Genomic DNA, 15,720 nt, shown 5'->3' with positions numbered 1-15,720 from the left:
CGACAACCGGGCTTCCGCAGGCCCTGATCGCCGCCTGAGGCCCACCCGACCCGAAGGAAGCCCGCCCGTGAGACCACCGATACCCGGCGGCCGCAGACGCGCCGTCCCCGCACGCCGACTTGCCCTCCTGGCCACCGCCCTGGGCCTGTTGACGGCCCTGCCGGTGCTGCCCGCCGCCGCCGACGCACCAGCCCCGTCGGATCCGCTGCTGGCCGCGCAGACCCGGGCCGTGGCCGACGGAAAGTCCGTCCCGGTGGACGCGTTGACCACGGAGGACTCCACCACCGAGGCCCTGCCGGACGGTTCCTTCACCAACACCACCAGCGCACTGCCGACCCGCGTCCTCAAGGACGGTGTCTGGACCCCGCTGGACGCCACCCTGATCGCCGACGGCCACGGCGGCTACACCCCGACGGCCACCCCCAACGGCGTCACCCTCTCCGGCGGCGGTACCGGACCACTGGTCACCCTCACCCACGCCGACGGTCCCGGCATGACCCTGACCCTGCCGTTCACCCTGCCCGCACCGAGCGTCGGCGGCGACACCGCGCTGTACCCGTCGGTGCTGCCCGGCGTGGACCTGTCGGTGTCCGTCACCGACCAGGGCGGCTTCAGCGACGTGCTGATCGTGCACTCCGCCGCCGCCGCGGCCGACCCCGAGCTGAAGAAGCTCACGCTGGCCGCCACGACCCACGACCTCACGCTGGCCACCACCGACTCGGACAGCATGAGCGCCACGGCCTCCGACGGAGACCTGGACTACACCAGTCCCCGGCCGCTGATGTGGGACTCCGGCAGCACCGCGCCCGCCGGCCAGCCGGACGGCCAGGCCCCGGGCCAGAAGTCCTCCGTGGACGGTCCGGGCCCCGGTGCCACCACCGTCCCGGTCGCCATGACCGCCACGAGCAAGGCCGTGACGCTGACCCCGGACGCCGGCCTGCTCACCGGCCCGGACACCACGTACCCGGTGTACATCGACCCGTACACCAACCCGGTCTCCTCCACCGCCGGCCACTACACCGAGGTCTACTCCAGCTCGACCTGCGACAACGCGCCGCAGTACGACAAGGCGCAGACCAACGGCCAGGGCGCGGGCTACCAGCAGTGGGGCGGCGCCTGCGGCAACGGCCTGGAGCGGTCGTACTGGGCGATCGACACCAGCAAACTGCATCCGTCGTTCGTCGTCTCCGACGCCTACGTGAAGATCGCCACCACCTTCGCGGCCAGCTACGACTGCACCCACAACCAGCCGCTCACGCTCCACACCGTGAACGCGATCAGTGCGAGCACCGACTGGCTGTCGCGGCCCGGCACCCACGACAGCGCCTTCCCCCCGGTGGACGAGACCGTGCCCAGCGGCGCCAACTCCGGCAGTTCGTGCAGCAACAGCACCGCCACCTTCCACCTCAAGGACGGGGCCCAGAAAATCGCCGACCAGGACGGCGACGGCTACGACGCGGACGGCACCTTCGGCGCGGCCTCCAACACCTGGACCATCGGCCTCTACGGCAACGAGTCGCAGACCTCCGGCAACGACGACTATCTGCGGATGTCGACCACGCTCACCCTCACCACCAAGTTCGACATCCCGCCCGCCGTACCGACCGACCTGCGCATGACCCCGCCCGCCACCGGCGCCTCGGCCGCCTGCACCACCAGCGGCGTAGGCTGGATCGGCGCGACCACCTACTCGGACGCGGGCAGCAACATCACCCTGCACTCGACCGTCACGACCCAGATGTCCGGCGAGAACGTCAAGGCGCACTACTACGTCTGGGACCGCACGGTCGACCCCGACGGCGACGGCAACGGCACCGCCGTGTCCACCCCGGACAGCGCGTTCCTGGACTCCGGCACCGACGCGGCGATGAAGATCGGCGCCACGCTGAAGGACGGCCACCAGTACGGCTGGGACGTCTACGCCGAGGACGACTCGGCCTCCGACCTGACCTCCGCGAAGTCCGACCACTGCTGGTTCTCCACCGACTTCACCGCCCCGCCGACCCCGGAGGTGACCGGCAACCCGTCCTTCCCGCCGGTCGGTTCGGGAACCGCCGACCCGGTGGTCTACGCGGGACCGGGCAAGACCACGAACTTCACCGTGGCCGGCGCCGACAGCCCGGCGAGCGACGACACCTGCGCCCCCGGCCCCTGCAAATCCAGCGGCATGGACTCGTTCCTGTGGCAGCTCGACTCCCCGCCCACCGCGGCGGACGGCCAGAGCGTCGATGTCACCGGCACCGACAGCCAGGGCAGGTCCACCGCCACGATCCCCGTCCCGATCCGCGACTGGGGCGTGCACACGCTGTACGTGGCCGGCGTCGACAAGGCGGGCAACATCTCCACCAGCCCCTACGGCTACACCTTCACCGTCCCCTGGAACCCGGCGACCACCGTCAAGCCCGGTGACATCACCGGCGACGGCGTGCCCGACCTGCTCGCCACCACGAAGACGGGCGACCTCGACCTGATCCCGGGCGACCACGACCCCGCCCAGGCCGCCGCCCCGGTCCAGACCGGTCCGGTCGACACAGCGCCGCCGGTCGACGGCCCGGTCACCGTGTCCACCAAGGACGAGTCACCGGGCGGCACCGGCTGGAACAACTTCCTGATCGCCCACCGCGGCAACCTGCACGGGGCGAACGGCGACGACCTCTTCGCGTACAACACGACGACCAAGCAGTTCTACGTCGTCAAGAACGACCTCGACCCACTGGACGACGCGTCCTTCCCGAGGGCGCCGTACTCCGCGCTCGGCGGTTTCATCGGCAAGCGGTACGACCTCGTCACCAAGGACGCCTGCGCGACCGCCGACATCGTCGCGGACGACACCCGCTGCCGCGGCACCGACTACGACAGCCACACCTGGAACATCAGCCAACTCATCACGCCCGGCAACGTGTTCGGCAACACCACCGACTACCCCGCCGTCATCACCGTCGAGAACAAGGAGCTGTGGATCTACCAGTCCGACGGCGGCTACCACCTCAAGAACCCGATCCTGCTCGGCGACGGCGACTGGACCGGCCAGACGCTGATCGCCGCGGGCACCTTCAAGGGCCTGCCGGTCCTGTGGTCACGCGACAAGGCGACCGGCGAGCTCTACAGCTACCCGATCACCGTGGACGCCACGACCCTCGTCCCGGCGCTGCTCCACCCCACCGTCCACACCAGCCTGCGGCTGACGCTGCCGCCGACGGCGTACCCGGTGGTCGCCTCGCCGGGCGACGTCAACAGCCCCGTCGCCTTCGGCGACACCAGCCTCGGCGCACCGGACGGCAAGCCCGACCTCTACACCGTGAACGCCTTCGGCCAACTCGTCGAGTACAACTACCGGCAGAGCCCGGTCCTCACCTCCCCGCCCACCTACGACTTCGCCGCCCCGGTCTCCCTGGGCTCGGTCACGGACACCGCCACCCACTGGTGGAAGCTCGCCGAAGGCACCGGCACCACCACCGCCGACAGCACAGGCACCCTGAACGCGAGCCTGTCCGGCGCCTACTCCTGGACCACCGACAGCACCCGCGGCAAGTCCCTCGACCTGACCGGTACCACGGGCTACGGCGCCACGAGCGGCCCCGCCGTGGACACGTCCAAGAGCTTCACGGTGTCCGCCTGGGTCAAGCTCAACTCGCTCTCCACCACGACCAACAGCACGTTCCTCTCCCAGAACGGCACCGTGAACAACGGCTTCCAGCTGTACTACTCCGCGGGTACCCAGGCCTGGGCCTTCGGCCGACACAGCACCGACACGACCGCCGCCACCTGGCGAGCGGTCTACGGCAGCCAGGCGACCGCGGGCCGGTGGACCCACCTGCTCGGCGTCTACGACGCCGGCGCCAAGGAGATCCGCCTGTACGTCAACGGCAGGCTGACGGGCACCAGGGACTGGACCTACACCCCCTGGAACGCCACCGGCCCCTTCCAGATCGGCCGCAAACAGTCCTCGGGCGCCTACGGCGAATACACCAACGGAGCGATCAGCGGCATCCGTGTCTATCCCACGGCCCTGCCCCCGGCGGACGCCGCGTCGGCCGGCGACACCCCGAAGGTCACCCAACTCGACTGACCACCGTGACCTGAGGCTCCGCCCGGATCCCCGATTCGGACGGAGGTACCAAGAGTGAAGTCCCGGAACTCCCGCCTGGCACAACCCCGGTCGCTGACACGCTGGTTGAGGTGATCACCGGCCGGGGTGGTCGGATCAGCTCGGTGAGCCGCGCTGTCGGGGGGCGGGCGTGACAGTTCGGCAGGCCGTCGGGGGTTCTGGTTCTGGTTCCGGCGCTCGGCGGGCGGGTGGCGAGGGGCCGCGTGCGGTGCCGCGGCATGTCGCGTGTGTGATGGACGGGAACGGGCGGTGGGCGGCTCAGCGGTCGTTGCCGCGAACGTCCGGTCACCGTGCCGCGGAGACGACCGCGATCGACGTCATCGAGGCGGCGCGGGCGGCCGGCGTCGAGTGGCTGAGCATGTACGCGTTCTCCACCGAGAACTGGGGGCGCCCGAGTGCCGAGGTCGATTTCCTCATGCGGCTGGTGCGCCGGGTGGTGCGCAAGCACGCCCCGCTGCTGCACGCGCGGGGGATCCGCTGCCGTTTCCTCGGCGTCTCCGATCCCCGCATTCCCCCGGCGCTGGCCCGGGACTTCGCCGACCTGATGACGCTGACCGACGGCAACCGCGGGCTGACGCTGACCGTCGCCTTCGACCACGGCGGGCGCCGGGACATCGTCGAGGCCGCACGGTCGCTGATCCGTGACGGCGTGCCGGCCGACGGCGTGACCGAGCAGACCTTCGCCGCCCATCTGCCCTTCCCCGACACCCCCGATGTGGACCTGGTCATCCGTACCTCGGGCGAACAGCGCATCTCCAACTTCATGCTGTGGCAGGTCGCGTACGCCGAGTGGGTCTTCCCGCCGGTGCTGTGGCCCGACTTCCGCGCGCCGCACTTCCTGGAGTGCCTGCACGCCTACCGGCAACGCGAACGCCGTTTCGGCGGCGTCCCGCCCGTCCCGAACGGCCTCCCGCCCCTCCCGAACGGAGAACTTCGATCGTGACCGACGCAGGTTCCGGCATCCCCCAACAGCCGCGCCCGGCTGGCGACTTGACACCCATGTTCGGCCCCGGCTCGCAGTTCGACGAGTTCTTCAGCGATGCGCGCTGGGCCCTGGCCGTGGTGCGGGCGACCGTACTTGAGGCCGCGCATCCGCAGATCGGCGCCGCCCTGATCGACAACTCCACGTTCGTCGCCCACCCTTGGCGCAGGCTCCAGAACACCTTCCTGAGCCTGCGGCGCATGTTCGGCGCCGACGACGACGTACGGCAGCGGGAGGCGGCGCGGCTCAACCGGCTGCACGCGCGGCTGAACGGGACCGACGCCCGCGACCGGCCGTACGACGCGATGGACCCCGAGGCGCGCGCCTGGGTGGTGGCGACGCTGTTCGAGAGCACCGTCACCATGTTGCGACTGAGCGGACAGCCCCTGGAACAGCGGTCCATGGAGAGGCTGTACGCCGAATTCCAGGCGTTCCTCGGCGCCTTGGGGGACGAAGCCGGTCAACTGCCGCCCACACTGCACGAGTTCTGGCGGTACTACGACCGTGTGGTGGAGGAGGAGCTGGAGAACACGGAAGCGATGCGCATCATCCTCTACAAGCTCTTCGACCACCTTCCCGCTCCGCCGCTGCTGAACGGTCTGCCCACCCTGTGGGCGCTCGGCCGCGCGGTCGCCGGTCCGGTCATCGGGGCCATCACCGTGGCCTCGCTGCCCGAGCCGTTCCGCCGCCGGGCGGGGCTGCCCGAACTGCTCGGCGCCCAGACCCTGATGCAGAGCGCGTACCTGACCGTGGGCCTGGCCCGTTTCCTGCCCGACGGCTGGATCCGCGCCGAGAACATCGCCGACCTGCTGGCGCTCACCCCCGACAGCGACGACCCTCGCGCCCGGACCGTCCGCGCCCTGCACGAGAAGATGAAGCGAGCCGGAGCCTTCCTCCGGCTCGTCACGCCCTTCGCCACGGAACCGGAACCGGAGCCCGCTGCGCCTGGAGAGATGCGGCGCGACGCCGAGGAGTTCTTCCGCGAGGTGCTGGACCAGACCGGCGACGGCTACCTGGACTGGCCGGACCTCGCCGCCATGGCCCGCGAGCTGTCCACCCGCCTCGACCTCGACGAGCCCGAGGAGACCAGGCTCTACAACGCCTACGCCGACTGGTGGCGGGAGCTCCAGAGCGCCCTGGACACCGACGGCGACGGCCGCGTCAGCGCCCAGGAGTACGGCGCGGCCGCCCCGTCCCTGGCCGGACCCGCGCTGATCAGAGTGGCCGAGGTCCTCTTCGACGTCACCGACAAGGACGGCAACCAGCACATCGACGCGGACGAGTACCGGGCCCTGTTCCGGACCGCGTTCCACCGCGACACCGCAGGTACAGGCACAGGCACAAGCGGCGCGTACACCCGCAGCGCGTTCGTCAAGGACTTCCTGACCTTCATGTCCGGCCGCCGGCGCTCGACCCCGTACGACCCGCTGCTCGCCCAGGCGTGACATTCGTACCGGCGTTCCCCACCTCCTTCGTTACGGGCACGCATTACCACCCAAATCACACATAACCCGACATAAAACCCAGAGCACACTTGAAGGGATAGTTAAGCTGCAATACGCAAATAGATTGCATAACGATGCATTTCTTTTCTCTCCGTACAAGAAAGATCCGTACCGGGAAGAGATGAGAAGGAAGAGATAGAAGAGGACCGGAGAGGATCAGGTGGGTCCGGAAACGCTGTTGTTCTCGATGTTCACCCCGGAGGGCAGGGTGAACCCGTACCCCGCACTCGCGGAGCTGCGGCGGACCGAACCCGTCTATTACAACGCCGGATTCAACACGTATTTCCTGACGCGATTCGCGGACTGTCAAGCCGTCCTCACCGATCCCGAATTTCTGGTGCCCGATCTCGACTGGTGCGCGCGCGAGGTGCCCGACCGGCGTGACCGGCCGAGCGCGGAATTCTTCTACTCCTCGCTGCTGCGCAGCAACGGCACCGACCACGCCCGGTTACGGCGGCTCGTCGGCGGCGGATTCAGCGCGCGCCGCGTCGCCGCGCTGCGGCACACCGTGCGGGACATCACCGCGCGGCTGCTCGACGATTTCGCCGACGCCACCTCGGACGGCGGCGGCGCCGACTTCCAGGAACTCGTGGGATATCCGCTGCCCGTCGCCGTCGTAGGCCATCTCATCGGGGTCCCCGTCGAGGAGCAGCGGCAGTTCCACCGGCTGGGCCAGGACATCGGCCGGCTCCTCGAACCCGTGCGCTCCCCCGAGGACTGGCAGCGCGCCGACCGAGCCGTGATCGCGCTGCGCGCGTACTTCACCGACCTCATCGCCCTGCGCAGGACCCGGCCCGCCGACGATCTCACCTCGGTCCTGCTGGCGGTGCGCGACGCCGACGACGGCCGGCTCACCGAGACCGAACTCGTCGACACCCTCGTGCTCGTCCTGATCGCCGGTTTCGAGACCACCGCCGGCCTGCTCGGGCTCGCGGTGCACGCGCTGCTCACCCACCGGGATCAGTGGGACCTGCTCGTGAGCAGACCCGAACTGGCCGCGCGGGCCGTGGAGGAGAGCCTCCGCTGGGACACTCCGGTGCAGATGACCGAGCGCATCGCCGCCGGGCCGATCGACGTGGCCGGGGTGACCGTCCCCGAGGGCGCCAACGTGACCACCGTGCTCGCCGCCGCCAACCGCGACCCCGAACGGCACGCGGACCCCGACACGTTCGACATCCGGCGCGACGACATCAAGGTGCTCGGCTTCAGCGCGGGACTCCACTACTGCCTGGGCGCGGCACTCGCCCGCGTGGAGGGCGCCGAACTCCTCGAACAACTCCCGAGACGCTTCCCGTCCCTGACCGCGTCCGCCCCGCCCCGCCGCCGCGACTCCATCAGCCTGCGGTCCTTCGAGAAACTCCCACTGACAGCGAACGGCTGACACCACCCACCACCACCGGGGCCACCCCCACCAACCGCCTCCGCCCGACCATCCGGGCCACCCCCACCAACCGACTCCGGCCCACCGTCCGGCTCCGGCCCACCATCCGGGTCACCCCCACCAACCGACTCCGGCCCACCATCCGGGCCACCCCAACCAACCGACTCCGGCCCACCATCCAGGCCACCCCAACCAACCGACTCCGGCCCACCATCCAGGCCACCCCCACCAACCGACTCCGGCCCACCATCCAGGCCACCCCCACCAACCGACTCCGGCCCACCATCCAGGCCACCCCCACCAACCGACTCCGGCCCACCATCCAGGCCACCCCCACCAACCGACTCCGGCCCACCATCCAGGCCACCCCCACCATCCGAGTCCGGCCGAACATCCAGAGCCGGCCGACCTTGCGGATCCGGCCTACCACTTGGCTCCGCCCCACCACCTGGCTCCGCCCCCACCATCCGGATGCGCCCCCGCCATCCAGTTCCCCCCACCCCAATCCCCCTAGGGGCGCGGGGAACTGCGCGACCAGCCCCCACCCACCCGCACCCCGCACACAACCCAAACCACCCACCCCCAACCCGGCACACGCACCCCACCGCCCCCTCACCCCCACCCCCACCGGCCCCGCCACAGCCGGACGAGAGGCACCCCCGTGAAGTTCCTGCACCATGAACGCACCACCGTGGAAGCCCTGTTGCCAGGCCTGGACGCGGCCCTCGCCCGCCACCCGCTGGTCGAGTTGGAGACCGCGCCAAGCCCCGCCATCGCCGAGTTCCGCGCGGCAGGCGGCCCCGCACTCCTGGTACCGACCGAGAACGCGGGCATCGGCGCCAACCCCCTCCAGGCCGTACGGGTACAGCGTGCAGTCGGCTCCCGCTGCCCCTCCCTCGCGGTGGCAACCACCATGCACCACTTCTCGATCGCGGGACTCGTCCAGGCCGCCACGTACGGCACCGCCAACGCCAACGCCAACCGCAGCGCCAACGCCAGCGGCGCGGAAGCCCTACTCCTCGAAGCCATCGCCAAGGAAGGGCTGTTGCTCGCCTCCGGATTCGCAGAGGGCAACACCGGCCAGAACATCCTGGGCCCACACATCACCGCCCGCCGCACGAACAGCGGAAGCATCGTGCTGAACGGCAGCAAGATGCCGTGCAGCCTGTCCCGCTCCATGGACCTCCTGACCGCGTCCGTGATGATGAAGGACGACGACGGGGTCGACCGGCTCGCCGTCGCCCTGATCCCGGCCGGATCACCGGGACTTGAGGTACGCCCCTTCTGGAGCTCCCCCGTGCTCGCGGGCGCCGAGAGCGACCAGGTCGTGCTCACCGATGTCGAACTCGACCCCGCGATGGTGGTGTTCACCCAGGTCACCGCCGACGCCGTACCCGACGAACTGAACATCGCCGGCTTCCTCTGGTTCGAACTCCTGCTGACCGCCGGGTACATCGGGATCGCCAGCGCCCTCGTCGAGCGGGTCCTCGACAAGGCCGGCGGCCCGCAGGACCCGACGCCCTTCCTGGTCGACATCGAGGCCGCGATGCTGGGCGTCGAGTCGGTCGCCCGGGCCATGGACACGGAGGCGTGGAGCGACGCGCTGCTCGTCGACGCCCTGTCGGCCCGGTACGCGGCGCAGGACGCCATCGCCCGCACCACCACGGCCTGCCAGGCGGCGCTCGGCGGCATGGCGTTCATCACCGCGCCCGACAGCACGTACCTCGCCTCCGCCGCCACCGGTCTCACCTTCCACCCGCCGTCGCGGGCCCGCATGGGCGCCCCTTTGCGGGAGTTCCTGAACGGCGCCCCCCTGCGGATCGGCTGAGCCCGGTGCTGACGACGAACAGGAGCGGGCTGCCCATGGAGCCCGCCGCCGCCGACACCGCCTGCCGCGTCGAGGTACTGCGCTCGATCGACTTCCTGCCGGAGTCGGTCTGGCACCGACTCGCCCCGCCGGACGACCCGATGTGGTCCCGCACCGTCTTCGAGGCCATGGAGGGCGGCTCCATCGGCCCGGACAGTTATGCCTACTTGGTCGTCCGCAGAGGCCCGCACACCGAGGCCGTACTACCCCTGGCACTCTTCCGGAACCTGCGCCTCGACGACATCGTCGGCCCGCGTGAGCGCCAATCCCTCGCCCCTGCAAGGAAATTGACACCCCGTCTGCTGCGGGTGCCGATGCTCTTCTGCGGGAACTTCCTCGGCCAGGGCCACGTCCTCACCGCCGGGCCGCTCACCGACGAGGTCGGCCGGTTGCTGGTCGACGGCGTACTCCGGTTCGCGCGCACCGAAGGTCTCGGCACCGTGGTCTTCAAGGACTTCACCCCGGCCGGTCTCAACCCACTGCGCACCGCCCTCGGTTCGGCGGGTTTCTTCCCCGCGCAGAGCATGCCCGACACCGAACTCCCGCTGTCCGCAGCGTCGTTCGACGAGTACATCGAGCAACTCCCGGCCAAACCACGGCGCAACGCACGCAGCAACCTCCGTAAATTCGCCGCCCACCCGGGACTGCGGATGGAGACCGTCGAGGACTTCCGCCCGCTCGTACCGCAGATGCTCGGCCTCTACCGACAGGTCATGGACCGGGCGGACCAGCGGCTCGACGTCCTCGACGCCGACTTCCTCACCACCCTCGCGGCCTCCCCCGGGCCGGACCGACGCCTCGTGGCCTGCTTCGACGGCGACCACGGCGACCGTCTCGTCGCCTTCCTGCTCTGCCTGTTCAGCGGCTCCGGCGCCACCGGCGCGCGCATCGGCCTCGACTACGCGCTGGCGCACGAGTCCCGCCTCTACCACAACGTGCACTACGCGGCGATCCGCCTGGCCCTCGACGCGGGCTGCCACCACATCCGCTTCGCGCAGACCGCGTACACCCCGAAGATCGAGTTCGACTGCCGCCTGATCCAGCAGTCGTACGCGATCACTCATCTACGTCCGCTACCGCGCGCGGTGCTGCGCCGGCTGCTGCCCGCCGCCCTCGCGGCGGCACGGACCCAGGCGCTCGGCCCGCACGTACCCGCCCGGGCCACGCGTCCCCCGAACCGCCCCGACCAGGAAGGTGCCCCCTCGCCATGCCCCGAGTAGAGGTCGAACTCCCCATCGCCGTACCGCCGGAGACCGCGTGGGCCGCCGTCGTGGACGTGGAGGCCTTCCCCGCGTGCATGGACAGCGTGGACTCCGTCACGATCACCCGGCAGACCGACGACCGGCACCGGACGAGCGCCTGGGCGGTGCGGCTGAAGGGATCCGTGCTCCAGTGGACCGAGGACGAGGTCATCGACCCGGTCGCCCGGCGCTTCGACTTCCGCCAAGTCACCGGCGACCTGGGCGAGTTCGAGGGTCACTGGGCCGTACGGCCCGCGCCGGGCGGGCACAGCACGGTCTCCCTGGACGTCACCTTCGACATCGGCATCCCGCTCCTGGCCGACCTGCTCAACCCGGTCGCGGCGGACGCCCTGCGGGAGAACGCCGCCCAGATGCTGTCGGCGCTGGAACGCCAACTGCTGGCCACCGAAACCCAGTTGAGCGCCCCGGTGAGTGTCCCGCCGCCCACCCGTGCAGCCGAAGAGGAACCCGACCTCGTATGACCACGACCATCGGAGCCCCCTCCGACACCTTCGACCTGATCCGGCGTCACCTCTCCCCCCGGCTCGCCCTGACCGGTTCGTTCGCGGGCCGGGGCGCGACCGAGGTGTCCGGAGACGGCTGCCGGGTGACGCTGTCCGACGGGCGTACGGCACTCGACTTCGGTTCGTACGCCGTCACGCTGCTCGGCCACCGGCACCCGGACGTGCTCGCCGCCGTACGCGCACAGCTCGACACGATGCCCACCTCGACCCGCAGCCTCGCCAACCCGACGGCCGCCGGCGCCGCCGCCCACCTCGCGGAGTACTTCCAACAGGCCTTGCCCAAGGTGTACTTCGGGCTCAACGGCGCCGACGCCGTCGAGGTCGCCGTCAAACTCGCGCGCCTCGCCACCGGACGCGGCCGGGTCGTGGCGGTGGAGGGCGGCTTCCACGGCAAGTCGCTCGGCGCGCTCGCGCTCACCCACAGTCCCCTGTTCCGGCGGGGCCTGCTGGGCACGGACGTCGATGTCGTCCACGTCTCGCCCGACGACCCCGGCGCCGTGCTGCGGGAGGTCCGGGGCGGGCAGGTCGCCGCGGTCGTCTTCGAACCGGTCCAGGGCGAGAACGGCGCGGCCGTCCTGTCCGTCGACGTCCTGCGCCAGTGGTGCGCCGACGCCCAGCGCTACGGGACGTTCACCATCGCCGACGAGATCCAGTGCGGGCTGCGCCGCTGCGGGGAGCGTTCCGTCGCCCTCGCGGCCGGTCTGCCCGTCGACGCCGTCCTGGTCGGCAAGCCGCTGGGCGGAGGTGTCGTACCGCTGTCGGCGCTGGTCTGCTCCGAGGAGTTGTACGCCCCGCTGAGCGCCGACCCCTTCCTCCACTCGGCAACCTTCGGGGGCCACCCGCTCAGCTGCGCGGCGCTGCCCGCCGCGCTCACCGCGATCGAGGGGGCGGCCGAACACGGAGCGCGACTCGCCGCCGCGTTGGACAGCGCCCTGGCCGAACTCGTCGGCAGGCACGGCAAGTTGATCGCCGGAATCCGCGGCGAGGGCCTGCTGCGCGGTATCGACTTCACCAGTTCCGGAGTGGCCGGCTCGGTGGTGGTCGAACTCGCCGGTGCCGGGCTGCTGGTGTCGCCGTGCCTGGGCCGCCCGGGCACCGTACGGCTGCTGCCGCCGCTGGTCAGCACCGAGGCGGACATCGCGGAGGCGGCCGACATCCTCGACACGGCGATCACCGTGGCGGCGCGACGCGGCGCGCCGGGTGACCGGCCGTAGCGCTCCTCACAGCGCCAACTCCCCCACAGCGCAAAGAAAAGGGACACGCATGGACCGCACGGATCTGAAAGACAAAGCCCAGGACCAGGCCCAGGACACACCTGCGCTCGGCCGGGCGGAGCTGTCCCTCACCGTCAGGACGGCCGTGTCGGAGGTCCTCGGCACCGAGGTGGACGACATCGACGAGACGACCGACCTCGGGAACGACTTCGGCATCGACAGCCTGGAGTTGATGGATGTCGGCGCCCGGCTGGAGAACGCCCTGCGGGTCAAGATCCAGGTCTCCGACCTCCTGGAGGCCAGGACCGTCGGCGACGCCGTCGACCTGCTGGAGCGGCGCATGGAGAGGCCCGTATGAACGGCACCTCCTCTTCCGGGCGGACCCGGGTCGTCGTCACCGGCCTCGGGGTCAGGTCGCCCGCGGGCAACGACGTCGAGTCGGCGTACGCGCGGCTGCTCGCCGCCGAGTCGACCGCGGCCGTAGCCAAGCATCTGGTGGAGGCGGAGCCCGAGGTCGCCGTCGAAATGGCGTGCCTGGTACCGGAGTTCGACATCGAGCCCTACATCACCCGGCGGGAGCGGCGTCAACTCGACCGCGCGGCCGAGCTGTTGCTCTGCGCGGCCGTGGACGCGGTCTCCGACGCGGGCGAGTTGGCGCTCGCCGACCTCCCGTCCGCGCGGGTGGGCGTCCAGGTCGGCACGGGGATGGGCGGTCTGGGGACGATGGAGGGCACGACGTTCGACCACGGCGCGAACCCGATGGCGATGCCGGTGCACACCGTCCCCAGGACCATGGCGAACTCGGCGGCCTGCCGGGTGGCGATGCGCTACGGCTTCCGCGGCAACTGCGCCACCTACGCCACCGCCTGCGCGAGCGGCACCACCGCGATCGGCGAGGCGGCCCGCCGCATCCGATACGGCGAGTTGGACGCAGCGGTGGCGGGCGGCGTCGACGCGCCCGTCACGACCACCATCGTGGGCGCCTTCGCCAAGATGCGGGCCCTGTCCCGGCGTTGCGACGAACCGGACCGGGCCAGCCGCCCCTTCGACACCGACCGCGACGGCTTCGTCATGGGCGAGGGCGCCGCCGTACTCGTCCTGGAGCGACGCGACCTGGCGCTCGCCAGGGGAGCCCGGATCTACGGCGAGATCGCGGGCTACGCGGCCAACTGCGACGCCTTCCACATCGCCGCGCCGGACCCCGAGGCGGCCACGGCGGCCGAGTGCATGCGGCTGGCCGTCGCGGACGCCGGGCTCGCACCGGCCGACATCGGGCACATCAGCGCGCACGGCACGTCGACGGTGCTCAACGACAGGTCGGAGGCGACCGCGGTCCACCGGTGCTTCGCGGGACAGTCGCCGCCGCTGACCGCCGTCAAGGGCGTGAGCGGTCATCTCATCGGCGGATCAGGCGCGTTGGAGGCGCTGCTGGGCCTGCTCTGTGCCGACCGGGGTGTGGTCCCGCCGATCGCGAACACGCTCGGCAGCCCGGAGGCCGACCTGGTGGACGTGGTGATCGGCAGGCGCCGCACGATCGCGCGCGGGCCCGTGCTGTCCAACTCCTTCGGTTTCGGCGGCCAGAACGCGTGCCTGGTCCTGACCCCACCGGCGTGACTCTTCACCACCAGACGCTCTCTCCTCACGGAACGGCCAACACCATGCGAACCCTTGTCACCGGCGCCACCGGTGTGGTGGGCACCGAAGTCGTCGACCGGCTGCGCGCGGACCCCTCCCGCCCCGGGCCCCTGACCCGGGTGGCCAGACGGGCGCCGGACGCGGAGGTGACGACCTGGGACATCGGAAGCGAGCCGCCACCGCCGCAGCTCTCGGGCCACTGGGACGTGATCGTGCACACCGCGGCCTCCACCCGCTGGACGATGAGCAGGGCGGAGGCGCTGGCGGCCAACGTGGACCCGCTGCGGGCGGTGCTCGCCCTCGCCGACCGGGACACCCACGTCGTCCACGTCTCGACGGCGTACGTGGGCGGGACGCGGGCCCCGGAGGACCTGCGGGGCCCGGAGTTCGACGGGTACCGCAACGGCTACGAGTGGTCGAAGGCGGCCTGCGAGTCCCTGGTGCGCGAGGAGCACGACGGGCCGCTGACGATCGTGCGGCCGCCGCTGATCGTGGGCCGGCGCGACGACGGGCGGATCGCCCGTTTCTCGGGGCCGTACACGATCATCCACGCCCTGGTCTCCGGCCTCGCCGCGGTCGTCGTCGGCGACCCGGACGGCTACGCGGAGATCAGCCCCGTCGACGAGGTCGCGGAGGCCGTCGCCGCGGCGGTGCTCGCCGCTCCCCCGGCCGCTCCGCGCGTCGAGGTGATCGCGGGCGGCGCCGGCAGCCTGCGCCTCTCCGCGATGATCGGCATCGCCTGCCGCACCCTCAACGAGTTCCGCGCGCACCATGGCGTCACCGGCATCGAGCAGCCGCCGTTCGTCCCGCCCACCACCTGGAACCGCTTCTTCCTGCCGCTCGCGGACCAGTACCTGTCACCGTTCCAGCACCAAGCGGTCCAGCTGCTGGCCATGTTCCAGAGCTACACCAGCATGTCGTCCCCCTTCGAACCCACGCGGACGGTCCACGATCCGGGGGCGGTCATGGAGACGGCGGTACGCCACTGGGCCGCACGCAAGCCGCGGTTGGCACTGGCTCAGCCGAATCCGTGGACTCTGCTCGCCGCGTAAAGGAGGGGGGCTCTCCCGGGCCAACGCGTCCGCGCGGCCGGGGCGGATGAGACGTTTCCGCAAGGTGTTGGACGTGCGTGGTGGGGCGGGTGGGACTCGAACCCACGGCCGACGGATTATGAGTCCGCTGCTCTAACCGGCTGAGCTACCGCCCCATTACGGCGCGTCGCGCACATTTGTACGCGCCGTCTGCCGCAGCATAGCCGCTCAT

Annotated in this window: 11 protein-coding genes and 1 tRNA gene; 11 read left to right on the top strand and 1 reads right to left on the bottom strand. The window is 71.0% G+C overall.

The annotated features are described in order from the left end of the window. The first annotated feature begins 67 nt into the window (after positions 1-67). From OG194_RS32285 to OG194_RS32235, 11 genes are all read left to right on the top strand, one after another. A complete protein-coding gene (locus OG194_RS32285) occupies positions 68-4,069 on the top strand; it encodes a LamG domain-containing protein (RefSeq protein ID WP_327404296.1) in 4,002 nt (1,333 codons plus the stop codon). A gap of 247 nt (positions 4,070-4,316) precedes the next feature. Continuing rightward, positions 4,317-5,051 carry a polyprenyl diphosphate synthase gene (gene uppS, locus OG194_RS32280; protein ID WP_327404295.1) on the top strand — a complete coding sequence of 245 codons (735 nt, stop codon included), beginning with the start codon at positions 4,317-4,319 and terminating at the stop codon, positions 5,049-5,051. A gap of 56 nt (positions 5,052-5,107) precedes the next feature. Further along, the gene (locus OG194_RS32275) at positions 5,108-6,535 is read left to right on the top strand and encodes an oxygenase MpaB family protein (protein WP_327407280.1); all 1,428 of its coding nucleotides are present in this window, start codon (positions 5,108-5,110) and stop codon (positions 6,533-6,535) included. A 220-nt stretch (positions 6,536-6,755) separates the two neighbouring features. Continuing rightward, complete coding sequence (locus tag OG194_RS32270) at positions 6,756-7,976, top strand: cytochrome P450 (protein ID WP_327404294.1); 1,221 nt, start codon at positions 6,756-6,758, stop codon at positions 7,974-7,976. Between the two features lie 661 nt (positions 7,977-8,637). Then, a complete protein-coding gene (locus tag OG194_RS32265; RefSeq protein ID WP_327404293.1) occupies positions 8,638-9,804 on the top strand; it encodes an acyl-CoA dehydrogenase family protein in 1,167 nt (388 codons plus the stop codon). Positions 9,805-9,839: 35 nt separating this feature from the next. Continuing rightward, a complete protein-coding gene (locus OG194_RS32260; RefSeq protein WP_327404292.1) occupies positions 9,840-11,063 on the top strand; it encodes a GNAT family N-acetyltransferase in 1,224 nt (407 codons plus the stop codon). Beyond that, positions 11,051-11,566 carry a type II toxin-antitoxin system RatA family toxin gene (locus tag OG194_RS32255; RefSeq protein ID WP_327404291.1) on the top strand — a complete coding sequence of 172 codons (516 nt, stop codon included), beginning with the start codon at positions 11,051-11,053 and terminating at the stop codon, positions 11,564-11,566. Before OG194_RS32260 ends, OG194_RS32255 begins: the two co-directional genes overlap by 13 nt. After that, the gene (locus OG194_RS32250) at positions 11,563-12,822 is read left to right on the top strand and encodes an aspartate aminotransferase family protein (RefSeq protein ID WP_327404290.1); all 1,260 of its coding nucleotides are present in this window, start codon (positions 11,563-11,565) and stop codon (positions 12,820-12,822) included. Before OG194_RS32255 ends, OG194_RS32250 begins: the two co-directional genes overlap by 4 nt. Before the next feature lie 49 nt (positions 12,823-12,871). Continuing rightward, positions 12,872-13,180, top strand: a complete 309-nt coding sequence (locus OG194_RS32245) for an acyl carrier protein (protein WP_327404289.1) — start codon at positions 12,872-12,874, stop codon at positions 13,178-13,180. Next, on the top strand, positions 13,177-14,436 hold the full coding sequence (locus OG194_RS32240; RefSeq protein WP_327404288.1) for a beta-ketoacyl-[acyl-carrier-protein] synthase family protein: 1,260 nt from the start codon (positions 13,177-13,179) through the stop codon (positions 14,434-14,436). Before OG194_RS32245 ends, OG194_RS32240 begins: the two co-directional genes overlap by 4 nt. A gap of 44 nt (positions 14,437-14,480) precedes the next feature. After that, a complete protein-coding gene (locus OG194_RS32235; RefSeq protein WP_327404287.1) occupies positions 14,481-15,509 on the top strand; it encodes an SDR family oxidoreductase in 1,029 nt (342 codons plus the stop codon). A gap of 78 nt (positions 15,510-15,587) precedes the next feature. Here the strand turns inward: OG194_RS32235 and OG194_RS32230 are convergent. Next, positions 15,588-15,664, bottom strand: a tRNA-Ile gene (locus OG194_RS32230). Positions 15,665-15,720: the final 56 nt, after the last annotated feature.

Source organism: Streptomyces sp. NBC_01288 (genome assembly GCF_035982055.1).
Classification (GTDB): Bacteria; Actinomycetota; Actinomycetes; order Streptomycetales; family Streptomycetaceae; genus Streptomyces.
The sequence above is the reverse complement of the archived record's forward strand: the minus strand, read 5'-3'. Positions and strand labels throughout refer to the sequence as shown.